Raw genomic sequence first — 21429 nt, forward strand, 5'->3', positions numbered from 1 at the left:
CAATACTGCAAACTGTAACAAGACTACTCAAAAAAAATGATGCTCATTCGCTACATATCACAAATCGGGAAATACTTCTTGATGCTCAAAGAAATCTTCACAAAGCAAACCAAATGGTCTGTGATGAAGAATCTAATTTTTAAAGAAATCGACGACCTCATCATCAACTCGATGGGAATTGTTTGTTTCATTTCATTTTTCGTTGGCGGTGTAGTTTCCATCCAGACAGCTTTAAACCTAACCAACCCACTAATTCCTAGGTACTTAATCGGCTTTGCCACTAGACAATCCGTGATTTTAGAATTTGCTCCTACTTTTATATCAGTAATTATGGCTGGTAAAATGGGTTCGTTTATTACCTCAAGCATCGGCACTATGCGCGTAACAGAGCAAATAGATGCCTTGGAAGTAATGGGAGTAAATTCATTAAATTATCTTGTTTTTCCTAAAATTATTGCCCTACTGATGTATCCGTTTTTAATTGGTATCAGTATGTTTTTGGGCATTTTTGGCGGGTGGATGGCTGCCGTATATGGTGGCTTTACCTCAAGTGAATCGTTTATTACGGGATTACAGCTAGAGTTTATTCCCTTTCATATCACTTACGCATTTATTAAAACTATCATTTTTGCCATGCTTTTAGCCACCATTCCATCTTTTCATGGCTATTATATGAAAGGCGGCGCCTTAGAAGTAGGTAAAGCCAGTACAGTTTCCTTTGTTTGGACCTCGGTATGTATTATTACTTCGAACTATATTTTAACGCAATTATTACTTGGCTCATGATAGAAATTAAAAACATAGAAAAATCATTTGGAGGTAGTAAAGTTTTAAAAGGAGTATCTTGTCTTTTTGAAGCTGGAAAAACCAACCTAATCATAGGTCAGAGTGGATCTGGGAAAACGGTTTTACTAAAAAGTTTATTAGGAATTCATGCTCCCGAAAAAGGAACAATTTCTTTTGACGGAAGAATCTACTCGGAATTATTACCCGCAGAAAAAAGAGAACTTCGAACAGAAATTGGTATGGTATTTCAAGGAAGTGCCCTATTCGACTCCATGACTGTTGCCGAAAACGTGGGGTTCCCGCTTCAAATGTTTACTCACAATAACCCTACAGAGATTAAAGACCGTGTTGATTTTGTTTTAAAACGAGTAAACTTGATTGACGCACACAAAAAATTACCTTCGGAAATATCTGGTGGAATGCAAAAAAGGGTGGCTATTGCTCGTGCGATAGTGAATAACCCAAAATATTTATTTTGTGACGAACCCAACTCAGGTTTGGATCCAAATACTTCAACTATTATTGATAATTTGATTAAAGAAATCACCGAAGAGTATAATATTACTACTGTAATTAATACTCACGATATGAACTCTGTGATGGAAATAGGAGAAAACATCCTATTCCTAAAAAACGGAATCAAAGAATGGCAAGGTACGAAAGAAGAAATTTTCAGAACCGACAACAAAGCCATTGTAGATTTTGTTTACTCTTCTAATTTATTCAAAAAAGTAAGAGAAGCTTATTTAAGAGGTTAATTCTGAAAATAAAAAAAAAGACCTAAACCATTACCCAGAAAAAACATAAGCCAATGGAAAAGCCCCTTGACTTTGTGTTTTTAAAAATCTCACGGATTTTCGCGTAAATGCTTTTAGCATCATTGACTTTTAGAAAGTATAAAAAAAGCTACAAAATAAACCTTTTTGGTTCCTTTGTAGCTTTTTGCTTTACATTCACACTACTAAATTCCGCAATACTTTTATAAAAACATGAACCCAAACGTCTTTAACTTCTAAGTTCTAAAAAAAAAAAAAACGTTGGTAGGCTTAGTGTTGCTCGGTCTGCTGTTTTGATTTTGAAAAAAAAATCCCTTATCCGCAAACAAGAAACTTTGTGCTACAATAAAAGCACAGCTGATTATACTTCCAGTTGCTTCATAGCCGTACCCCAGTCTTCCAAATGATGCACTGAAGTTAGCTTACCATCAATGACTGTGTGAAAATCTATAGACATAATATTGAATGTTTTTGTTCCGTCGGTAGGAATCCCCATAAAATCCCCATTTGGCGTACCGCTTGCCATACAACGGACAACATATTTATCGCCATCGTTGGCAATGTCTTGTGGTTCCCACTTTAAGTCTGGAATTAATTTCCAAAAGAATTCAACTAGCCCAATCAAAGCAGGTTTCCCTTTGCTATCTACTGAACCATATGAAACAAAATCATCGGCTAAAACCTCTGTCAATACAGCAGTTGGAGTGGTTTCGGTGTTTACGGTTAATGCTTTTTTGTAAAAGGCTGTTAACGCTTCTCTATTTTTGTCCATTTTTTAAAAATTTTTAAACGATTAATAAGGGAACAAAGATGAAGCGAATAGATTTTTTGAACAATGGACAAATCAGCCTTTGTATGGTACTTTTGGGATAATTACTTTTTGAGATACCTTTCCCTAAACTCTACGGGTGTAGTTTCCGTATTTTTTTTAAAATAGCGTACAAAATAAGCAGGGTCGTCAAAACCTAATTCCTGCCCGATTTCTTTGATGGATAAATTTGAATGAACCAAAAGACGTTTAGTTTCTAAAACTATTCTGTCGTTAATGATTTCTTTAGGCGATTTGCCTAAAACCTTTGCAGTTGCTTGACCTAAACGTTTTTCAGAAAGGCACATTAATTTAGCGTATTCATTTACGCCTTTCAATTTGTGGAAGTTGCTCTCCAATACATCCCGAAAAAGCAACGTATAATCAAGATCAGCGCCTTTTTTCAATTCTGTAAAACCTTGCTTGCGTTTTTCCCTTTCAGCAAGAAGCAAAAAATTATGAAGCAGATTTTTTATCAAAATATGATTTGAATTGTCTATAGGCAAACTCAATTCTTCTGTAATACTTTGGCAAATGTTAGTGTATTTTTCATAATCGCTTTTGTTTAAATTAATCGATGGCTTGTCAGCAAGGTCATTGAATAATATGTTGCTTCTTAAAAATTTAGTATCATTTTCAGTGGTGCAAAAAAAATCTTCGGTAAATATCAAAACTTGTCCCTGATAATCCAGTAATTTGTCAAACTGATGGACACGATCTTTGTCAATAAACAACAAAGTATAGGGCTCAATTTTGACTGGAGTAAAGTCGACATAATGTGTTAGTTGGCAGTTGTCAAATAAAAAAATGTGGTAAAAAGATGTCCGATGAGGCGTTACTAAATGGTCTTTATTTAAAGCTGTCAACGCATACAGCGGAACAACTTCTAATTGTAGATAAGAGTTCCGTTTAAATTTAAGTTTCTTTATTTTGTCGGCCATTTTTTATTTCAAAACACAAAGATACGTTTTTGTTTACAGGTAGTGGTTTATTGAATGATTGAAGCATTAAGTTCAACAGATTGACACTATTAGCTTTGCATTAAATTAGTCGTTTTTTTTGGGCGGAATCAGTAACCTTTCGAATGCAAAAACAATCCTTCACTATAGAGACCCTGTTCCAAATCAATCCTTTTGCATCGATGATGTTCGTAAATGGCTTTCTTTTTGGGAAGCATTCACAAAAAAAAGGACTTAATTTTTCATTTAGAAATCGTCCTAAAGGACTTAAGCAGCGACATTGAACTACAATAATTCCTTTACAATACAACTCGATTTTTAAATTACTCAACCTATTATCATTACTTTCTAAAAAAGAGTATAGATAGCTCCTCAAAAAAAGAAACAATCAAATTAATCCAAATCTACTCATTATCAAACTTATTTTCAATATTTTGCGCTGTTAGCTGATAAGAATTAATTATTTTTAACACATAAGAGATACTGATAAATTTTAAAAAAAATGAAAAAGAAAATATTTTTAATGGTAATGCTTTTCGCAACAAGGTTTACTAATGCAAATGACGTAATAGGAACAAATGGTTTTGGAGATTTTAAATCCAATTTTAAAAATGGAGGAATCCAAAAGGAGGAAAAAAAAATATTTAAATCCATCAAAAAAGAAACAAAAAAAGATGAGGATACAACCTTAATCAACCCGAAAGAGAAAAAAAAGCCTCGAGTTAACAAAAACGAAGTAGAGAAAAAGGTCATGCAATCTAATTTTATAAATCAAGAATATACAGTTTCAGTTTCTGTACCAAAAAGCTATATAAAAACAAAAAAATATCCTGTTGTGTTTTTGGTTGATGGTAATATTTATTTTGACATTATGGCTCAAACATTTCATCATTATGCAGAAGCAGCTGTAATGCCAGAGGCTATTCTTGTCGGAATCGGATATAAAGATTATGCAACTACAAATACTTTACGTTCTAGAGATTTTACTTATCCAAAAGCCGACCCAAAAGAAAAGATTCCTTTAATGACAGGTGGAGCAAAAGAATTTGTTTCATTTATAAATACACAAGTTGTACCATATGTTGACGCAAAATATTCGGTTGATACTACAAAACAGATTTTGATGGGACATTCTTTGGGTGGCTATTTTACATTATACGCACTGTATACTAATCTAGCAGCAAAAAATCATATTTTCACAAACTATATTGCTGCTAGTCCAACAGCATTTTATGAAAACAATTATATTATAAATGCTTTTCAAAACGCTAATTTTGAAGACAACAACCAAACTCAAGCCTATGTTACTTTTGGTGGACTTGAAAATGATGAATTTCACGCCATAACCACCATTAAAAGAGAAGATGTATTATCACAGTTAGAAAGCGCTCTAAAAACAAAAAATGGTCTAAATTATTCGAATGAAATATTTTCAGGACTTGCTCATACCGATACTCCACTTCCAACCTTTATTAAAGCACTTAAATTGATACTCAAAAAACAATAGCAAAGAATTATCTATTTTTTTTGGAAAAATTTATCATTTAGAGCAAAAAAAAAATCCTTAATTACTTAAGGATTTTTTTGTGGGCGATGAGGGGTTCGAACCCCCGACCCCCTCGGTGTAAACGAGGTGCTCTGAACCAGCTGAGCTAATCGCCCTATTTTACTAGGTTGCTATCGTTTGTGATTGCGAGTGCAAATATACAACCCTTTTCGGGATGTGCAAGCAAAAATGAAAAAAAATTACAAAATTTCTGCAACCACAAAAGTACTGCCGCCTACATAAACAAAGTCTGTTGGAGCAGCATTTTTCAACGCTGCTTCGTAGGCTTCTGAAACAGAAGAATATACTTCTCCGTTTAGACCAAATAACTGCGCTTCGGATTGTAGTGTTGTAGCTTCTAAGCCACGTGGAATATTTGGTTTACAAAAATAATAAATGGCGTTTTTTGGAAACAAAGGCAATACTTCTTTTAAATCTTTGTCATTAACCACTCCTAAAACGAGATGCAATTGATCAAATTTCTCTTTTTGAATTTGACGCATTACGATTTCAAGTCCATTTTTATTGTGAGCTGTATCGGCAATTACTTTCGGTTGCTCTTTTAGCTGTTGCCAACGGCCTTGGAGTCCTGTATTTTTTATTACGTTGGCAATTCCAGTTTGAAGTTCTTTTGGCGTAACCACTATGGATCTGTTTTCGTTCAAAACCGCTATGGTCTGCATTACCGTTTTCTTGTTGTGCACTTGGTAATCGCCTAATAAATCCGAGGGATAAGTACTCGAAATCAAATCCGAGGCCAAATGAATTTCAGCAAAACAACTTTTGGCTTTGCTAATAAAAACAGCTAAGGTTTCTGGAGTGTATTCGCCAATCACTACTGGAATGCTTGGTTTTATGATGCCTGCTTTTTCACCAGCAATAGCCGCTAGTGTATCGCCAAGAAATTGAGTGTGATCTAATCCTATATTGGTGATGATCGAAACTAATGGCGTAATAATATTAGTGGCATCCAATCGGCCACCCATTCCAACTTCTATGATAGCAATGTCAACTTGCTCTTTTACAAAATAATCAAAAGCCAAACCTACGGTCATTTCGAAGAAACTCATATCCTGTGCTTCAAAAAATGAACGGTGTTGGTTTACAAAATTACAAACAAAGTCCTCTGGAATTTCTTCCCAAGCTTGTTCTGGATTCGCGTTCGAAATGATTTTGATGCGTTCTCTAAAATCCGTAAGATGTGGTGAGGTGTACAAACCTACTTTTAATCCTGCTTCCTTCAGTACAGAGGCAAGCAGATGAGAGGTAGAGCCTTTCCCGTTGGTGCCCGCCACGTGTATGCATCGTAATTTTTGCTCGGGATGCCCCAAGTAGTCGGCTAACAAATGTACGTTGGTCAAATCTTTTTTATAAGCCGATGCGCCTTGCAATTGATACATAGGCAGCTGATTGTATAGCCAGTGAAGAGTTTCTTGATAATTCATTTTTTGAGCAAAAAAGAGGGGTTTAAAATAATTTTCATTTTTTTTAGTTTAATACTAGAACGAAAAGTATCTTTAGTGCAAAATTGAAATATTTTTTAGAATTAATTCGTAAAAATCAAGAATAAAATATGTTTACTTTACTCTCTCTACAAGCCGACTCACTTACTGCTGCGACTTCTACTGCTATTATTGAAAATGTTGCTCCAAATACTGAAATCTCGGTATTGGAATTTATTTTGAAAGGTGGGTTTTTCTTAATTCCGATTGCCATTTTGTTACTCTATACGTTTTATGTAATTGCCGAGCGGTATTTGTACATAGACAGAGCCTCAAAAATAGACGATCGTTTGTTGCGCGATGTGGGAGAGCAATTGCAATCCGGAAATATAGAATTGGCTAGAGCCATCGTTGAACGTTCTACTAATGCTTCAAGCACGATTATAAAAGAAGGAATTCTGGTGATTGGTCGTCCCATCGCAGAGATTGAATCGAATATGGATCGCGCTGCCGATATCGAAATTGGTCAAATGGAAAAGCATTTAGGTCATTTAGGATTAATTGCAGGTATTGCTCCCACACTTGGATTTATCGGAACCATTTCTGGGGTAATCAAAATTTTTTACAGCATTTCGGTTACAGAAAACATTAGTATCGGAAACATTTCTGGTGGATTGTACGAGAAAATGATTAGTAGTGGTGCTGGATTAATTGTTGGAATCATCGCCTACAGTGCCTACCATTTGCTGAACGGAAAGATTGATAATTTTGCGTTAAAAGTGCAAAAACAGATTTTAGAATTCGTTAATATTATTCAAAGAGCATAGTTATGGCGATCAAAAGAAAAAGAAGATTTCACGCCGAAGTAGCGACCTCTTCGCTCAGCGATATTATGTTTTTCTTATTGTTGTTTTTCCTAATCATTTCCACATTGGCCAATCCAAATGTGATAAAAATGACCTTGCCCAAAGCCAAGTCCAACGAAAAAACGAATAAGCAATACATTAGCCTTTCGGTTACCGAAGACAAAAAGTTCTATCTCGATAAACAACCCGTAGCTTTCGAAGACCTAGAAACCACTTTGATGGGAAAAATGAGTGGCGAAAAAGACCAAACGGTCATCGTCCGCATTCCATTCAACTTACAAGTTCAAGATTTAGTAGACGTCCTTCAAATAGGCGTCAAAAATAACCTAAAGTTTGTCATAGCCACCAGTCCAAAATAAGTATAATTTGGGCGTGACCCCATAAAAGCAAAGGGGCGAATAGCATAGGTGTTATTCGCCCCTTTACTTTTCTGCGGTCGGGCTATCCGCGCTACTTCGGTAGCTAGCTCCTATCCCTCACGCATTTAACTAAAGCGATTTTAGTGCTAAATTAAATATCATTTTTGTCTTGGAAGTTTGAATTGTTTTCTGTTATATTTGTAACCAATGTCTAATGTTGTATAATTTGGTTATGAGTGAATATTTAACTATTTCAGAAACAGCAAAGTTGCTTAATAAGAGTACAAAAACGCTTCGTCGTTGGGATGAAGAAGGAAAACTTTCTGCAGTTCGTGAGCCTATGAGTAATTATAGAGTTTATAGAAAAAGCGATGTTGAAACTTTATTTGCAGATTTTCTTCAGACGGATGTCCGAGAAACAGTTTCTAATTTTGTCGAGCCAGAAAACGAATACAAGGTTTTAGAACTATTTGCTGGTGCTGGTGGTTTAGCAGTTGGAATGGAAAAAGCAGGATTGAAATGTGTTGCTTTGAATGAAATTGACAAACACGCTTGTGCAACTTTAAGAAACAATCGACCAAATTGGAATGTTTTGGAAGGAGATATAAAAGATTTTATTTTTTCTCAATACTACAATCAAGTGGATGTTGTTACAGGAGGATTTCCTTGTCAAGCATTTAGTTATGCTGGTAAAAGATTAGGATTTGAAGATGCCAGAGGAACTTTGTTTTATGAATTTGCACGTGTTGTAAAAGAAGTAAATCCGCCAATTTGTATCGGAGAAAATGTTAAAGGGTTATTGAGCCACGATAATGGAAAAACTTTACAAGGTATGATTTCAATTTTGGATGAAATTGGATACAATGTTGTTCCAGCACAAGTATTAAAGGCTATAAATTATAAAGTTCCACAAAAAAGAGAACGTCTTATTTTAGTTGGAATTAGGAAAGATATTGATTTAAAATATGAATATCCAAAACCTTATAAAAAAATCTATAATCTTTCTGATGCACTTAAAAAAGGAGAATTGTTTGCGTCTAATGTGCAAAAGTCCAATGGAGCAAAATATCCTGAAAGTAAAAAAAGTGTTTTAGATTTAGTTCCACCTAAAGGATATTGGAGAGATTTGCCAATAGATATCCAGAAGGAATTTATGGGGGCAAGTTTTTATTTAGGTGGGGGGAAAACTGGTATGGCTAGAAGAATAGGCTGGGATGAGCCTTGCTTAACTTTAACTTGTAGTCCAGCCCAAAAACAAACTGAAAGATGTCACCCAGACGAAACTCGTCCGTTTACAGTGCGTGAATATGCTAGAATACAAACTTTCCCAGATGATTGGCAATTTTCAGGACCACTGGCTCAACAATATAAACAAATCGGAAATGCTGTTCCTGTAAATTTAGGTCGAGAAGTTGGTTATTCGATTATCAAGTTTTTAAATAACTTTTATAGAGTAAAATAGAAATCTACATTTCTATTTTACTCAAAATATTTTGCTTGAATTTCTAGCGCTAGATTTGAAATCGTTTCTTCTACAATATGACTTCCATCAACTTCTAATGCAACGTCTCCAATTGCATCAATCAAGTCAAAGTAAAAATCTTCTTTTCCTGTAAGTCTATACCAAAATTCTTTCCCTATTATGACAGGAAATGAGTTAGATATTTTTTTATAATGTGAACTTAATTCAGCTTCTTCACCGTAAATAACTCCAACTATCATATCATTTATTCCAATATTTAAGTTATTTGTTCTTGCTAAATTTCTAACGCCATTAAAGTGATTAATAACGGTTACTACATCATCGTGATTGATTGTATTTGGACCGGCTTTAAGTTGACAATATTTTCTGCGTCCATCTATAGCATCAATGAATTCAATATCAATTCCTGATGTCGTTGAACCTAGCCCTTGAAACAATTGGCCTATTAATTTTTGGATTTTCATTCCAAATGACGTGTTAATTGATGAGCCTAGAATTCTTGGTAAAACTAAAGCTCTTGCAATACTTTCAGCATTATCATTTCCAGTTAGGAAATTTGCTAAATATTTGAATAAAAAAGGATTCACATTGTATTCTGACAATTTACTTGCTCGCTTGCAAGCTCCTTCAATATGGCTAGTTACAATTTCACTTCTGAAAAAATCTTTAGCATTATTTAGTATTTCAATTCTATTTTCTTCTGTCATTTTTTTAAAATTGGTTTTCAAAGATAGTAATTTTTTTACGTTTTACTTTTTATAGAATGACAGATAACTTGTCGATTAGTCAGACACATTTTTTATAATAGAACATATAAAGAACTGTCTTCGGTTATACTTTTCTGTTTTTTGGATTTCCTGCAAGGTTTCTTTTAATCTTGTAGGTATTATTGATGATGGATACTCATATGGGTCTGGAAAAAGACTTTGTAGGAATGAGTTCTGCACAACGACTTAATTCAAGCTAAAATTATAAACGATTTTGCCGACTTGTTTCTCTGGTGCGTTGCTGCTAGCATCCCATTTGGTGTTCATTGCTGCAATCTTGGCTTGGTCCAGAAGGCATTTGGCGGTATTGGTGGTTCCTTTGCTTCCGGCAATGGCGCTTATGGTGTTGCCGTTACGGTCTACGGCTACTTCTACGACTACTTTGCCTACTTCGTTACAAGTGTATTTTGGGACAGGTTTTGAGATAGCTCTGCGGTTGCCTAGAGAATAGCCTGCGCCTCCACCGGATCCACCGCCGCTTCCTGCGCCATAACCGCTTCCGGTCCCAATGCCATTTCCGGTTCCGTTGCCACCGCCTGTGCCGCCGCCAGAACCTCCAGAGCCATAATAATCTTTGGCGCTTAAGCTTCCGTTAGCTTTTCCTTTATTCCCTGTTACTTTATCGTCGCCATCGCCTCCTTTGTTGGAGCCTTTTAGGATGCTCGATAAGGCATCGTTGGTTGTATTAGAAACTTTTGGTTTTTCGACCACGGTTTTTGGGGTTTCTTTTGGGGTAGGTGTGGTGTTTTTTACTTTTTCTATTTTGGGAATGACTACACTTTCCTCTGTGGCAGTTTCTTGAGATAAGATGGCCTCGTCTGGAGTTGCCGGTGTGGGAGTAACTTTGGTTTGGTTTTTTACGTCCAAAACTTCGCTTTGGTAATCGGCACCCTGTCCCATTTCGCTATCGCCAAAGTTGACCGTAAGCCCACCACCGCCGCCGCCAGCAAGTGCTGTAAAAGAATCGGGGTTGTAGGGAGGCCAAAAACGGATAAAAAATAAAAGCAACAGCAGTATTCCGTAAATTGCTACGGAAAAGGCGATGGCTTTTTTCTTATCTGAGGTAACTGGGGATTGCATTATGGTTTTGAATTTTAAGTATGGGTTAAAAACGCTGAAAAGTACTAAAAATTGTCAAGAAAAGAGGAGCGTTGTAGTGAAAATGATGGCAAAAATTGAGGTTGTGGCTCTCTAGCCCCGATGGCAGTGGCATCCTTTGCCTTTTTCCTTTAAAAAGGCAAAGATATAACGGACAGCGGGACGATGCTGCCCAGAAAGCCTTTTGTTGCTGCTCCTAAAAATGAAAGTATAAAAAAAGGTGCGGTTGATGAGCCGCACCTTTGGGAAATTTGTATGTTGATTTTACACCAATTGTTTCAAAGCGATTTCGAAAGCCGTCGCGCTAATGTTGGTTTTTGCAGTGCTTAAAGCGTGTGCTTTTACAATAGCATTTTTGATGGTTTCGGACGTGTCTTGAAAGATGGCTTCGTCGGTCATTTGTACTTTTTTCTCCATAAAATAGGCGAAAACTCTAGCCATTCCACAGTTGGAAATAAAGTCAGGAATCAAGCTTACTTTGTGGTCAACGTCTTCCATAATTGGGCCAAAGAAAATTTCTTTGTCGGCAAAAGGAACGTTCGCACCACAAGAGATTACCTCGAGTCCGTTCGCAATCAAACTGTCAATTTGAGATTGAGTTACCAAACGAGAGGCAGCACAAGGTGTGAAAATTTCTGCACCAATGGTCCATATTTTTTGGTTGATTTCTTCAAATGGAATCATGTTTTCGGAAACCAATTTGTTGCCGTCTTTGTTTAGGAATAAGGTTCTGATTTCTTCGAAAGAGAAACCATTTTCGTTGATTAATCCTCCGTCTCTATCAATGATTCCAACGATTTTGGCTCCCATTTCAGCCAAATAAAAAGCTGCTGCTGAACCTACGTTTCCAAAACCTTGAACAATCGCTTTTTTACCTTTGATATCGCCACCGTAAATGCTATAATAATGGCCAACAGCTTGAGCAACACCATAACCGGTAATCATATCGGCAACGGTGTATTTTTTGGTTACATCAGGGGAGAATTTTGGGTTTTCGATTACTTTGATTACGCCTTGACGTAATTGCCCGATGCGATTGATTTTGTCTGCTTCTGTAGGTTTGAAGTGTCCGTTAAAAACACCTTCTTGCGGATGCCAAACCCCACATTCTTCGGTCATTGGGATTACTTCGTGGATTTCGTCTACATTCAAATCGCCACCGGTTCCATAATAACTTTTTAATAAAGGAGAAACCGCCTTGTACCAACGTTGCAAAACACCTTTTTTTCTTGGGTCGTTAGGGTCAAAGTTGATACCCGATTTGGCACCACCAATTGCTGGTCCTGAAACAGAGAATTTTACTTCCATCGTTTTGGCTAGAGACAAAACCTCGTTCATATCCAATCCTTTTCTCATTCTTGTACCGCCACCAGCAGCACCTCCACGTAAGGAATTGATTACGGTCCATCCTTCGGCCTCGGTTTCAGAATCTTTCCAATTGAAGATGATTTCAGGCTGTTTATTTTCGAATTTCTTTAATAAATCTTTCATTAAAAATGGGTGTTATTTTGTTAAGCAAATTTACTTTTTTCAGTATATGAAAAAAAAAATTTCACATTTTTTGAAATATTTGATACCAATCGGTATCTTTGCGTATGAAGTCGTCAGAAATTACAAAAGGCAAGGTACTACAAGAAGCAATTACTCTTTTTAATACAAAAGGGTATCGGGCTACTTCGTTGAGTGACATTACCAATGCCACTGGATTGACGAAAGGTGCCATTTATCGCCATTTTGAAAATAAAGAGCAATTGGAAATCGAAGCGTTTCAAAATATGATGCATTCGATTTTCAATACATTGCAAAAAAGAATCAAAGCGGAAAGCAACACAAGGGACAAGTTGTTCTGTGTTTTGGAGCTATTTCAAGGCTACATTAATAATCCTTTTTTTAGTGGAGGTTGTCCTTTACTGAATGTGTCAACAGAAGTTGATGACACCACAATGGTGCTAAAAGACAAAGCCTTACAAGCTTTAACCGTATTTAGAAATTCAATAGAAACGATTGTTATCAACGGTAAAACACATAAAGAGGTCAATGCTATTGTGAACGAAAAATTAGTAGCCATTGTTATGATTTCCTCGCTTGAAGGAGCGATTATGATGAGCAAATTGCAGGATTCTAATAATGATATAGAAACGGTAGTAAAGCATCTAAAAAATTGGATAGTGGCCGATGTTTTACTATAAAAAAATTTATCCAAAACGATACCGATTGGTATCAAAAAACACAAAAGAAGATGAAACTAAAGAGAATGATTCAAAAAAACATAGGATTTTACTTTAATATTTTAGCCTGTGTTCACCCAAAAATGCTACAGCGAAAAGGTTTTGCACTTTTTTGCAACCCATTTGCTCATAAAGTGAAACCACATCAAATGCAATTTTTGAAAAAAGGGATTTCTGAGGTAATTGAGTATGAAAATTATAAAATCCAGACCTATAAATGGGGGAATGGTTCCAAAAAAATACTAATGGTGCATGGCTGGGCAAGTCATTCGTTTAGATGGAAGAAATATGTGGAGCAGTTGGTGCAACAAGATTTTACCGTTTATGCGCTAGATGCACCTGCACACGGATTGTCTTCTGGCAAAATGATTCATGTGGTTTTGTATGCTCAAGTAATTGCGATGTTTTTGCAAAGAAAGCCAGAAGTTAACGCAATCATTAGTCATTCTATTGGTGGATTTGCAACGGCTTATTATTTGAATCAATACAAGACCAATAACATAGAAAAGGTTGTCATTATGGGGGCTCCAGGCGAAGCTACTGATTTTTTTGACTTTTATAAAAAAACGCTGGGGCTGAGTTCAAGAGCTTTGGAGCTAATTATCAAGGAATTTGAGTTGCAGTTAGGACAATTGCCTAGCTATTTCTCAACTGCAAAATTTGCAGAGCATCTTACTATTCCTGCTTTAATCGTTCATGATAAAGGAGATGAAGCAACGCATCATCACTATTCAATTCGATTAAACAAACACTGGAAAAACAGCCAATTGGTCTTGACTGAAGGATTAGGTCACGATTTAAAAAGTAAAGAAGTAATTCAAACGGTTGTAAGTTTTGTCAACTAACATGCTTAAAAAAAAAATGCCGCTGCTGATGATGATCAGTAACGGCATATCCTTTTTTGGGCAAAAAGGGGGATTGTGCGATGCTTTTATTTTATTTTATTTTTCCTAAGAGTGCATCTTTAAGTTCAGCATCTACAGGATTGTTAGATAACCAAATTCCAAAAAAAGCTTTTTTAAAATCAAACCCCGGAATTTTCCCTTCTAATTTGTTGTTTTTGTATACTAAGATTGCTTTTTCTGTAGAAGAATAAATCAAATTAAAAGCATCATTTTCTACTGTTGCTTCTCGATTTAATAGTTCTTCTAACTTATCCAATTGCATTTTGATTTGCGGGAGATTTTCTTCACCAATAGATTTCACCATCCCCTTGTGTAAAGATTTTGAAAGCTTTTGTGAACTCACCAAAGAAGAAGTAATTTGCAAACGAATGCCCATATTAGTATCGCTTTCTAAAATATCCTTAGCATCTTCTGATAATTGTGTCAAATACAAAGCTTGTACATAAACATCTGTCCAAAATTTTGTTCGAGATCCGAACCCGTTCAATTGTAATTTTTGATTCTCAAAATCGATGGTTCTTGGAACTGTAACCCCATTGATCTTAAATTTTTCTTGGGCAATTCCTTTTGAAAATGAAAGTGTTAAAAAGAATACCACAAGTAAAGTAATCGCTTTTTTCATAAATTGTACTGAATTAAATATAGAGTGCAAATTTATAGTAAGCCAAAGGTTATTCAATATAGATTTTTGACCCACTGATAAGTATTAAGCATTTTGTTTTAATTTAAGTCGGTATCATTTAGTAAGTCAAAATATTAATTTAAAAAAATAAAATTTACATTATTATTATGTTAAATTATTGTGTATTTAAAACATGATAAAATGGCTCTTTTGATCAATAAGTTAAATTTTTCATAGTGATGACAGATTAAAAGTCGTATTCTCTGTTCTAAAAACGGATGATCTTTCTGTTTTTAAAAAAATCTTATTTTGTGCAAAAACAGAAGATTCTAGACCATATTTTTAGCGATGTACAAAAAAAAATGTCAATTATTTTAAACAAAAGCTAAATTGACGAAATCGTTTGAGTTTTTAATATATAAATTCTACTTTTGGATTCAAAATTTGAATACTTACTTAATATAAACTAAATACAACATGGATTTTAACCTTACTGAAGAGCATTTGATGATTCAGCAGGCAGCAAGAGATTTTGCTCAAACGGAATTGCAACCTGGAGTTATTGAAAGAGACGAACATTCTAAGTTTCCAACTGAGCAAGTGAAAATGATGGGTAACCTTGGTTTTCTAGGGATGATGGTAGATCCCAAATATGGTGGCGCTGGTTTGGATAGTGTGTCTTATGTTTTGGCTATGACCGAAATTGCCAAAGTAGATGCTTCTGCAGCAGTAATTATGTCTGTGAACAATTCATTGGTTTGCGCAGGATTAGAAAAATACTGTAACGAAGAGCAAAAAATGAAATATCTTGTACCCCTGGCTAAAGGTGAAGTGATTGGTGCGTTTTGCTTATCAGAGCCAGAAGCAGGCTCGGATGCTACTTCGCAAAAAACTACAGCAATAGATAAGGGAGACCATTATGTTTTGAATGGAACCAAAAACTGGATTACAAATGGCGGTACGGCTTCTACCTATATCGTAATTGCTCAAACCGATATCGAAAAAGGACACAAAGGAATCAATGCTTTTATCGTAGAAAAAGGTTGGGCAGGTTTTGAAATTGGTCCAAAAGAAAAGAAAATGGGAATTCGCGGTAGTGATACCCACTCCTTATTATTTACTGATGTAAAAGTGCCTAAAGAAAACAGAATTGGTGCCGATGGTTTTGGATTTGCTTTTGCCATGAATGTTTTGAACGGAGGTAGAATCGGGATTGCTTCTCAAGCCTTAGGAATTGCAACAGGCGCTTATGAACTAGCCTTGAAATATTCGCAAGAGCGCAAAGCCTTTGGAAAAGAAATTTTCAAACACCAAGCCATTGCTTTTAAATTAGCCGATATGTATGTTAAAATTACAGCCGCTAAGTTATTGGTGATGAAAGCAGCTTGCGAAAAAGATGCTGGACAAGATATTGCACATTCTGGAGCTATGGCCAAATTGTATGCTTCTGAGATTGCACTTGAAGTAGCCAACGAAGCGGTTCAAATTCACGGTGGAAACGGTTACGTAGCAGAATACCACGTAGAGCGTATGATGCGCGATTCCAAAATAACTCAAATTTATGAGGGAACTTCAGAAATCCAACGTATTGTAATTTCTAGAGGTTTGGTTTCGTAATTAAACTAAATATATTTTCAAACCATTAAAAAAGTAAGACGGTAAGTTCCTAATTTACCCCATCTTATTTTTTTGATGGTTTTTTTATTTATTTATGATACATTTGTTTCATGTATGAAGAATTAAAATATTGGTATCTGCGTGACCACAAGTTGTTTTCGACCCTAAGTGGTAGCCAATTGAAACAATTGTGCATAATTACAGGTTTTAAAAAAGCGAAGAAAGGAGAAGTTATTTATTTTCCCTCTACGGATTTGCCACGCGTTTTTTTGCTTAAAAAAGGGAATATCAAAATTGTTTCGGTAGACGAAGATGGCAATGAAACCATAAAAGACATTATTCAAAAAGGAGATATGTTTGGTGAATTAGAATTAGAGAGCGACAAAAACTCGAATGAATACGCCAAAGCATTAACCGACGAAATTTTTATTTGCAGCTTCCTACTGTCTGATTTTGAAAATTTATTATTGCAACATCCTACCTTGGCGTTGTCTTATACTAAGTTTGTGGGGTTAAAAATGAAACGCATCAAGAACAACTACGCGAATCTTATTTCAAAAGACGCCAAAACACGCTTACTTACTTTTCTAAAAGAATGGGCTGAGCGAGATGGGAAACACAATGACAATCGCATCGTTATTGACAATTATCTCACGCAAAACGATATTGCCCAAATCATTTGTACCTCTAGACAAACCGCAACTCAATTACTCAATGAGTTGGAAGAAAAAGGCATCTTACATTACAGCCGGAAAGAAATTATAATTGAGAATATCGCACTTTTGTAGTATTTGAGAAAACATAAAGGGTTCTACACTGAATTGTGTGGGTTTTACTGTTTTAAATTGTGTTACTCTAACACTAACAACTTCTGTTTTTGAACCATTTAAGGCATTTAAGGGCATATAAGTTTGATAAAAATACCGCTCTTATTTCTTAGACAATTCTTACTGTCTCTACTACAGCGAATGAATCTACTACATTTATAAATAGATAATGGTGCATTTTCTCAATTCTTATATGACCTTACAGAATCTTATATGGTTGTTTTTTTGCTTGTGTGTTTACCCACACAGTTGAGGGTAGCACCTTCACAACTTAACTGATTTCCAAATGGATTGGCTATTAGCGGGTCGAATTTTAACCTAAATCGTCTTTTTTATTTGAAATGTAAAGTAGCAGACAAATCATTACAACTAAAACGGCTAGCTTTGCTCAACAAAAAAGGAAAATTATGAGCACTAAATTTTTACTGTTACCAATACTAGCCTTATTTTGTTCCTGTGAAACTGAAGGTGTACTGACTAAAGACAAAATAGAAAGCACAATTGATCCTGCTACCTCAATCACGGTTGCTCAAGGTAGTTTTGCACCCAATGCAGGAATTAAAGTTTCGGGTGCTGCAAAGATCGTTAAGGATGGCAATCAATTTAAAGTAGTTTTCGACAACTTTAGCATTTCTAGCGGTCCGGATTTAAAAGTGTATTTGTCAAAATCCAATTCTCCAACTGATTTTATTACACTAGGGAATTTAACTTCAGCAACTGTTTATCCAATTCCTGATGCCGTTTTGTTGGCATCTTATCCATTTGTATTAATCCACTGCCAGCAATACAATCATTTATTTGCTTCGGCTAATCTTAAATAATAACACTATGAAAAATATAATCTTTATTAGTTTGTTGTGCTTTTCAGTACAAGGAACGTATGGTCAAGGATGCAGTGATGCAGGAATTTGTTCCATTGGTCATGGATTTGAAAAGGCAAATGATCAAAAAAACACACTTGAAATAGCTACAATTTTTGGTGCAGGAGAAGCCGATGTGACTTATTTTTCTCCTTATATCTCCTATACAAGAAAGGTAAGTGAGCGTTTTTCTTGGAGCAGTAAGGTAACGTTTTCATCTGCAAATGGAAGTTTTGGAACAAGAACTAGTTTAGGAGATGCTTTCTTAGTTGGTAATTATCGCTTTACAGAAAAAAAGGATACACAATGGAGTATCACTTCGGGCTTGAAAATTCCGTTTACAACAGCAAACCTTAAAATAAATGGTTATTCAATACCCTTAGATTATCAGGCCAGTCTTGGTACATTTGATTGGTTGTTAAATACCAATTTAAAATACAAAAAATGGGACTTTAACACAGCGATTCAAGTCCCCGTGTTTAATAACAATAAAAACTCCTATTTCAAGGAGTTTTCAGGAACAGATGACTTTCCATCAACCAATTTATTTGAACGCAAAGCCGATGCACTTTTTAGAACAACGTATACGTTACAAACAGCCAATAAAAAATGGATTTTTAAACCCAACATTCTATTTATTTATCATTTAGGCGAAGATACTTTTGAGAACCGTTTTGGTATTCGCGAAAAAATTATAGGCTCTGATGGATTAACCATCAACGGAAATTTAATTTCTTCATATGCACTTACACCAAGCAGTGCGCTTGAAGTTTCTGTAGCCACACCGTTTGTCGTTAGAGACGTACGTCCCGATGGTTTGACTCGAAGTTTTGTCTTTGCATTACAATACAACATCTCATTTTAACAAATTTTAAAATAGAAAAAATATGAGAAAAACTATTTTCACCTTACTTATCGCTATTTCTTCAACAATAGCAATCGCACAAACAGATAATAGTGCAGAACACACCAACCTAAAAAACGGAATTGCCCTCCAAGGATATGATCCTGTGGCTTATTTTACTGTTTCGAAACCAACACCAGGAGATAAAACAATTCAAGCGACTTACGAGGGAGCAACGTACTATTTTACTTCGCAAGAAAACAGAGACGCTTTTACTAAAAATCCTGAGCAGTATGTGCCTCAATTTGGTGGTTTTTGTGCTTATGGAATGTCCGAAGGTTACGAAGCTCCCATTAAACCCGAAGCATTTACTATTGAAAATAACAAACTCTACTTAAACTATAATTTGAAAGTTAGAGAAGATTGGTCCAAAAACAAGAACGTTCGCATTGCCAAAGCAACCGTTAATTGGGAAAAAATAAAGAATTTATAAGCAAATGTAAACTAACGGACAAAAGGTGAATAATTCACTCAATACATTTGTACCATAAGAAAACAACCATTTAAAAATAAATGAAATGAAAAAAATAATTATACTATTCTTGCTAGCCTTTACAACGGTTACGACATTTGCTCAAAGTGCTACTAAACGCGCAACAGCATTTAATTTAGAAAAAAAAGTAGCGATTCAGGGATATGACCCTGTGGCTTACTTTAAACAAAACAAAGCACTAGAAGGCAAAGCTAATTTAGCGGCCACTTACGAAGGAGTTACCTATTACTTCTCCTCGCCTACTAATAAAGATAGTTTCCTCAAAAATCCAGCGGGTTTTGAACCACAATATGGAGGTTGGTGTGCTTATGCCATGGGAAGTGCAGGTGAAAAAGTGGAAATCAATCCAGAAACATTCAAGATTGTAGAAGGCAAATTGTATCTGTTTTATAATGCCTTTTTTACTAATACTTTGAAAAGTTGGAATAAAGACGAAAACCAATTGAAAGCAAAAGCTGATTCGAATTGGAAAAAAATAATTAAATAAAATTACTATGAAAGCCACCATTTTACCCTGGATATTGCGTTTAATAGCCGCTGCCATTTTGATTCAAACCTTGTTTTTTAAGTTTACTGCTGCGCCAGAAAGTGTCTATATTTTTACCACTTTAGGAATGGAACCTTTTGGTAGAATTGGATCTGGAGTTGCCGAATTAATTGCTGCCATTCTACTTCTTATCCCAAGAACTACTTTGTTAGGTGCCTTTTTGAGTTGCGGAGTAATGCTAGGAGCCATTGCATCACATGTCTTGATTTTAGGGTATGAGGTTCAAAATGATGGAGGGACACTTTTTATTTTGGCTTTAATTACGTTTATTTGTTCAGCGGCTTTGGTTTTTATTTATAAAAATCAGATTTTTAATCTGTTAAAATTTAAATTTTAATATGCTGATAGCATCTGTTAGAAATAGTTTGAACGAGTTAATTGCACTTTTAGAGCAGTTATCTGATGCAGAGTATTCATTTCCTTGTCCCGAACTTAGCGGAGCAAGTATTGGAGAACATACGCGCCACATCATTGAAATGTATCAATGTTTACAAAACCAATACAAAACTGGAATTGTAAATTATGATTTAAGATCGCGAAACCGACAAATTCAAACCGATATCCTTTTTGCAATCACTAAAATTGAGGAGGTAAAAGACAACATAGATTTAGCGAATAAATCTTTGATTTTACAACAAGTAATAGATGGAGAAACAATTGTTATCGAAAGCAATTACACCAGAGAGCTATTGTATAATTTAGAACATTGTATTCATCACCAAGCCTTGATAAAAGTAGGGTTGCTACATTGTAACACAATTACCATCGACGATAATTTTGGTGTGGCACGTTCTACCATCGAATATAGAAAACAATGTGCACAGTAAGTTTTGTTCACACGAACGGAAAAATAATCCTTACTTCTAATCGGGATGAAAAAGTAAATCGCCCAGCAATTGCGCCTAAGCGTTATTGTCATAACGGAAAAGTAGTGCTATTTCCTAAAGATCCAAAAGCAGGTGGAACTTGGTTTGCCGTTTCGGAAGAGGGTATGGTGGCCATTTTGCTTAATGGTGCCGAAGAAAAACACCAAGTGCTACCCCATTACAAAAAAAGCAGAGGCTTAATTACATTGGAAATTTGCAGTGCCAATGACGCTATACAACAATGGAAAACCCTCGATTTAAGCACTGTAGAACCTTTTACATTGGTGGTTTTTGAGAACCAAAAGTTGTTTCAATTGCGTTGGAATGGGAAACTAAAAACCCAACAAGAATTATCTATTTCTGAGAAGCATATTTGGTCCTCAGCCACATTGTACACACCCGAAATTAGAAAGCTCAGAACAGAATGGTTTGACGCTTTTATTCAAGAAACGCCCAAACCAACTCCTGAAGAAGTGCTCCATTTTCATCGACACACCCAATCTGATAATAAAAAATTTGGATTAGTAATCGATCAAAACAACCTATTAAAAACTACAAGTATTACCCAAACGGTTATAGAATCCAACAAAGTAACATTAATCTATCAAGATCTATTGCTGGAGGAAAATACAATCGATAGTTTTATCATTATTTAAAACCTCAAAATTGA

Annotated in this window: 24 protein-coding genes and 1 tRNA gene; 17 read left to right on the forward strand and 8 right to left on the reverse strand. The window is 35.4% G+C overall.

The window, feature by feature from the left end; translation table 11 throughout:
* The first annotated feature begins 36 nt into the window (after positions 1-36).
* Together FLB_RS12215 and FLB_RS12220 are read left to right on the forward strand one after the other, a co-directional pair.
* Positions 37-786 (forward strand): MlaE family ABC transporter permease, encoded by a 750-nt coding sequence (locus FLB_RS12215; RefSeq protein ID WP_064716235.1) that lies wholly within the window; start codon positions 37-39, stop codon positions 784-786.
* The gene (locus FLB_RS12220) at positions 783-1544 is read left to right on the forward strand and encodes an ABC transporter ATP-binding protein (RefSeq protein ID WP_064716236.1); all 762 of its coding nucleotides are present in this window, start codon (positions 783-785) and stop codon (positions 1542-1544) included. The genes FLB_RS12215 and FLB_RS12220 overlap by 4 nt, the downstream gene beginning before the upstream one ends.
* A 379-nt stretch (positions 1545-1923) precedes the next feature.
* Here FLB_RS12220 and FLB_RS12225 read toward each other — a convergent pair whose 3' ends face one another.
* Together FLB_RS12225 and FLB_RS12230 are read right to left on the reverse strand one after the other, a co-directional pair.
* On the reverse strand, positions 1924-2334 hold the full coding sequence (locus FLB_RS12225) for an ester cyclase (RefSeq protein WP_064716237.1): 411 nt from the start codon (positions 2332-2334) through the stop codon (positions 1924-1926).
* A 101-nt stretch (positions 2335-2435) separates the two neighbouring features.
* On the reverse strand, positions 2436-3311 hold the full coding sequence (locus FLB_RS12230) for a helix-turn-helix domain-containing protein (RefSeq protein ID WP_064716238.1): 876 nt from the start codon (positions 3309-3311) through the stop codon (positions 2436-2438).
* Positions 3312-3831: 520 nt separating this feature from the next.
* Here FLB_RS12230 and FLB_RS12235 point away from each other — a divergent pair.
* Positions 3832-4836: an alpha/beta hydrolase gene (locus tag FLB_RS12235; RefSeq protein WP_064716239.1), complete on the forward strand. Its 1005-nt coding sequence runs from the start codon at positions 3832-3834 to the stop codon at positions 4834-4836.
* An 80-nt stretch (positions 4837-4916) separates the two neighbouring features.
* On the opposite strand, the gene FLB_RS12240 is transcribed toward FLB_RS12235, so the two are convergent.
* Together FLB_RS12240 and FLB_RS12245 are read right to left on the reverse strand one after the other, a co-directional pair.
* Positions 4917-4991 (reverse strand) — tRNA-Val (locus tag FLB_RS12240).
* A gap of 84 nt (positions 4992-5075) precedes the next feature.
* Positions 5076-6320: a bifunctional folylpolyglutamate synthase/dihydrofolate synthase gene (locus FLB_RS12245; protein ID WP_064716240.1), complete on the reverse strand. Its 1245-nt coding sequence runs from the start codon at positions 6318-6320 to the stop codon at positions 5076-5078.
* Between the two features lie 128 nt (positions 6321-6448).
* Here FLB_RS12245 and FLB_RS12250 point away from each other — a divergent pair, with 128 nt between their 5' ends.
* The 3 genes from FLB_RS12250 to dcm all read left to right on the forward strand — a co-directional run bounded on the left by FLB_RS12250 (position 6449) and on the right by dcm (position 9004).
* Complete coding sequence (locus FLB_RS12250; RefSeq protein ID WP_064716241.1) at positions 6449-7144, forward strand: MotA/TolQ/ExbB proton channel family protein; 696 nt, start codon at positions 6449-6451, stop codon at positions 7142-7144.
* Between the two features lie 2 nt (positions 7145-7146).
* Entirely contained in the window at positions 7147-7542 is a 396-nt protein-coding gene (locus FLB_RS12255; protein WP_064716242.1) for an ExbD/TolR family protein, read from the forward strand.
* 232 nt (positions 7543-7774) lie between these two features.
* A complete protein-coding gene (gene dcm / locus FLB_RS12260) occupies positions 7775-9004 on the forward strand; it encodes a DNA (cytosine-5-)-methyltransferase (RefSeq protein WP_064716295.1) in 1230 nt (409 codons plus the stop codon).
* A 17-nt stretch (positions 9005-9021) separates the two neighbouring features.
* On the opposite strand, the gene FLB_RS12265 is transcribed toward dcm, so the two are convergent.
* The 3 genes from FLB_RS12265 to FLB_RS12275 form a co-directional block, all read right to left on the reverse strand.
* A complete protein-coding gene (locus FLB_RS12265; protein ID WP_064716243.1) occupies positions 9022-9732 on the reverse strand; it encodes a PmeII family type II restriction endonuclease in 711 nt (236 codons plus the stop codon).
* Positions 9733-9978: 246 nt separating this feature from the next.
* Positions 9979-10872 carry a hypothetical protein gene (locus tag FLB_RS12270; RefSeq protein ID WP_064716244.1) on the reverse strand — a complete coding sequence of 298 codons (894 nt, stop codon included), beginning with the start codon at positions 10870-10872 and terminating at the stop codon, positions 9979-9981.
* A gap of 282 nt (positions 10873-11154) precedes the next feature.
* The gene (locus FLB_RS12275; RefSeq protein ID WP_064716245.1) at positions 11155-12381 is read right to left on the reverse strand and encodes a Glu/Leu/Phe/Val dehydrogenase dimerization domain-containing protein; all 1227 of its coding nucleotides are present in this window, start codon (positions 12379-12381) and stop codon (positions 11155-11157) included.
* Positions 12382-12485: 104 nt separating this feature from the next.
* On the opposite strand from FLB_RS12275, the gene FLB_RS12280 reads away from it, so the two are divergent.
* A complete protein-coding gene (locus FLB_RS12280; RefSeq protein WP_064716246.1) occupies positions 12486-13079 on the forward strand; it encodes a TetR/AcrR family transcriptional regulator in 594 nt (197 codons plus the stop codon).
* Between the two features lie 50 nt (positions 13080-13129).
* A complete protein-coding gene (locus FLB_RS12285; protein ID WP_157490611.1) occupies positions 13130-13963 on the forward strand; it encodes an alpha/beta hydrolase in 834 nt (277 codons plus the stop codon).
* 91 nt (positions 13964-14054) lie between these two features.
* Here FLB_RS12285 and FLB_RS12290 read toward each other — a convergent pair whose 3' ends face one another.
* Complete coding sequence (locus tag FLB_RS12290; protein ID WP_064716248.1) at positions 14055-14645, reverse strand: chalcone isomerase family protein; 591 nt, start codon at positions 14643-14645, stop codon at positions 14055-14057.
* Between the two features lie 477 nt (positions 14646-15122).
* Here FLB_RS12290 and FLB_RS12295 point away from each other — a divergent pair, with 477 nt between their 5' ends.
* From FLB_RS12295 to FLB_RS12335, 9 genes are all read left to right on the forward strand, one after another.
* On the forward strand, positions 15123-16262 hold the full coding sequence (locus FLB_RS12295; protein WP_064716249.1) for an acyl-CoA dehydrogenase family protein: 1140 nt from the start codon (positions 15123-15125) through the stop codon (positions 16260-16262).
* 110 nt (positions 16263-16372) lie between these two features.
* On the forward strand, positions 16373-17050 hold the full coding sequence (locus tag FLB_RS12300; protein ID WP_064716250.1) for a Crp/Fnr family transcriptional regulator: 678 nt from the start codon (positions 16373-16375) through the stop codon (positions 17048-17050).
* Positions 17051-17496: 446 nt separating this feature from the next.
* On the forward strand, positions 17497-17910 hold the full coding sequence (locus FLB_RS12305) for a DM13 domain-containing protein (protein ID WP_064716251.1): 414 nt from the start codon (positions 17497-17499) through the stop codon (positions 17908-17910).
* Between the two features lie 7 nt (positions 17911-17917).
* Entirely contained in the window at positions 17918-18814 is an 897-nt protein-coding gene (locus FLB_RS12310) for a hypothetical protein (RefSeq protein ID WP_064716252.1), read from the forward strand.
* Positions 18815-18836: 22 nt separating this feature from the next.
* A complete protein-coding gene (locus FLB_RS12315) occupies positions 18837-19286 on the forward strand; it encodes a YHS domain-containing (seleno)protein (protein WP_064716253.1) in 450 nt (149 codons plus the stop codon).
* A gap of 85 nt (positions 19287-19371) precedes the next feature.
* Positions 19372-19833 carry a YHS domain-containing (seleno)protein gene (locus FLB_RS12320; protein WP_064716254.1) on the forward strand — a complete coding sequence of 154 codons (462 nt, stop codon included), beginning with the start codon at positions 19372-19374 and terminating at the stop codon, positions 19831-19833.
* 7 nt (positions 19834-19840) lie between these two features.
* Entirely contained in the window at positions 19841-20230 is a 390-nt protein-coding gene (locus FLB_RS12325) for a DoxX family protein (RefSeq protein WP_064716255.1), read from the forward strand.
* 1 nt (position 20231) lies between these two features.
* A complete protein-coding gene (locus tag FLB_RS12330; protein WP_064716256.1) occupies positions 20232-20720 on the forward strand; it encodes a hypothetical protein in 489 nt (162 codons plus the stop codon).
* The gene (locus tag FLB_RS12335; protein ID WP_064716257.1) at positions 20708-21415 is read left to right on the forward strand and encodes an NRDE family protein; all 708 of its coding nucleotides are present in this window, start codon (positions 20708-20710) and stop codon (positions 21413-21415) included. The genes FLB_RS12330 and FLB_RS12335 overlap by 13 nt, the downstream gene beginning before the upstream one ends.
* The last annotated feature ends 14 nt before the right edge of the window (positions 21416-21429 follow it).

This window comes from Flavobacterium succinicans, from assembly GCF_001662485.1.
GTDB classification, from domain to species: Bacteria; Bacteroidota; Bacteroidia; order Flavobacteriales; family Flavobacteriaceae; genus Flavobacterium; species Flavobacterium succinicans_A.

Coding starts and splice junctions, on each gene's coding strand:
- FLB_RS12215 (WP_064716235.1), top strand. CDS start 37: ATGATGCTCATTCGCTACATATCACAAATCGGGAAATACTTCTTGATG.
- FLB_RS12220 (WP_064716236.1), top strand. CDS start 783: ATGATAGAAATTAAAAACATAGAAAAATCATTTGGAGGTAGTAAAGTT.
- FLB_RS12225 (WP_064716237.1), bottom strand. CDS start 2,334: ATGGACAAAAATAGAGAAGCGTTAACAGCCTTTTACAAAAAAGCATTA.
- FLB_RS12230 (WP_064716238.1), bottom strand. CDS start 3,311: ATGGCCGACAAAATAAAGAAACTTAAATTTAAACGGAACTCTTATCTA.
- FLB_RS12235 (WP_064716239.1), top strand. CDS start 3,832: ATGAAAAAGAAAATATTTTTAATGGTAATGCTTTTCGCAACAAGGTTT.
- FLB_RS12245 (WP_064716240.1), bottom strand. CDS start 6,320: ATGAATTATCAAGAAACTCTTCACTGGCTATACAATCAGCTGCCTATG.
- FLB_RS12250 (WP_064716241.1), top strand. CDS start 6,449: ATGTTTACTTTACTCTCTCTACAAGCCGACTCACTTACTGCTGCGACT.
- FLB_RS12255 (WP_064716242.1), top strand. CDS start 7,147: ATGGCGATCAAAAGAAAAAGAAGATTTCACGCCGAAGTAGCGACCTCT.
- dcm (WP_064716295.1), top strand. CDS start 7,775: ATGAGTGAATATTTAACTATTTCAGAAACAGCAAAGTTGCTTAATAAG.
- FLB_RS12265 (WP_064716243.1), bottom strand. CDS start 9,732: ATGACAGAAGAAAATAGAATTGAAATACTAAATAATGCTAAAGATTTT.
- FLB_RS12270 (WP_064716244.1), bottom strand. CDS start 10,872: ATGCAATCCCCAGTTACCTCAGATAAGAAAAAAGCCATCGCCTTTTCC.
- FLB_RS12275 (WP_064716245.1), bottom strand. CDS start 12,381: ATGAAAGATTTATTAAAGAAATTCGAAAATAAACAGCCTGAAATCATC.
- FLB_RS12280 (WP_064716246.1), top strand. CDS start 12,486: ATGAAGTCGTCAGAAATTACAAAAGGCAAGGTACTACAAGAAGCAATT.
- FLB_RS12285 (WP_157490611.1), top strand. CDS start 13,130: ATGAAACTAAAGAGAATGATTCAAAAAAACATAGGATTTTACTTTAAT.
- FLB_RS12290 (WP_064716248.1), bottom strand. CDS start 14,645: ATGAAAAAAGCGATTACTTTACTTGTGGTATTCTTTTTAACACTTTCA.
- FLB_RS12295 (WP_064716249.1), top strand. CDS start 15,123: ATGGATTTTAACCTTACTGAAGAGCATTTGATGATTCAGCAGGCAGCA.
- FLB_RS12300 (WP_064716250.1), top strand. CDS start 16,373: ATGTATGAAGAATTAAAATATTGGTATCTGCGTGACCACAAGTTGTTT.
- FLB_RS12305 (WP_064716251.1), top strand. CDS start 17,497: ATGAGCACTAAATTTTTACTGTTACCAATACTAGCCTTATTTTGTTCC.
- FLB_RS12310 (WP_064716252.1), top strand. CDS start 17,918: ATGAAAAATATAATCTTTATTAGTTTGTTGTGCTTTTCAGTACAAGGA.
- FLB_RS12315 (WP_064716253.1), top strand. CDS start 18,837: ATGAGAAAAACTATTTTCACCTTACTTATCGCTATTTCTTCAACAATA.
- FLB_RS12320 (WP_064716254.1), top strand. CDS start 19,372: ATGAAAAAAATAATTATACTATTCTTGCTAGCCTTTACAACGGTTACG.
- FLB_RS12325 (WP_064716255.1), top strand. CDS start 19,841: ATGAAAGCCACCATTTTACCCTGGATATTGCGTTTAATAGCCGCTGCC.
- FLB_RS12330 (WP_064716256.1), top strand. CDS start 20,232: ATGCTGATAGCATCTGTTAGAAATAGTTTGAACGAGTTAATTGCACTT.
- FLB_RS12335 (WP_064716257.1), top strand. CDS start 20,708: ATGTGCACAGTAAGTTTTGTTCACACGAACGGAAAAATAATCCTTACT.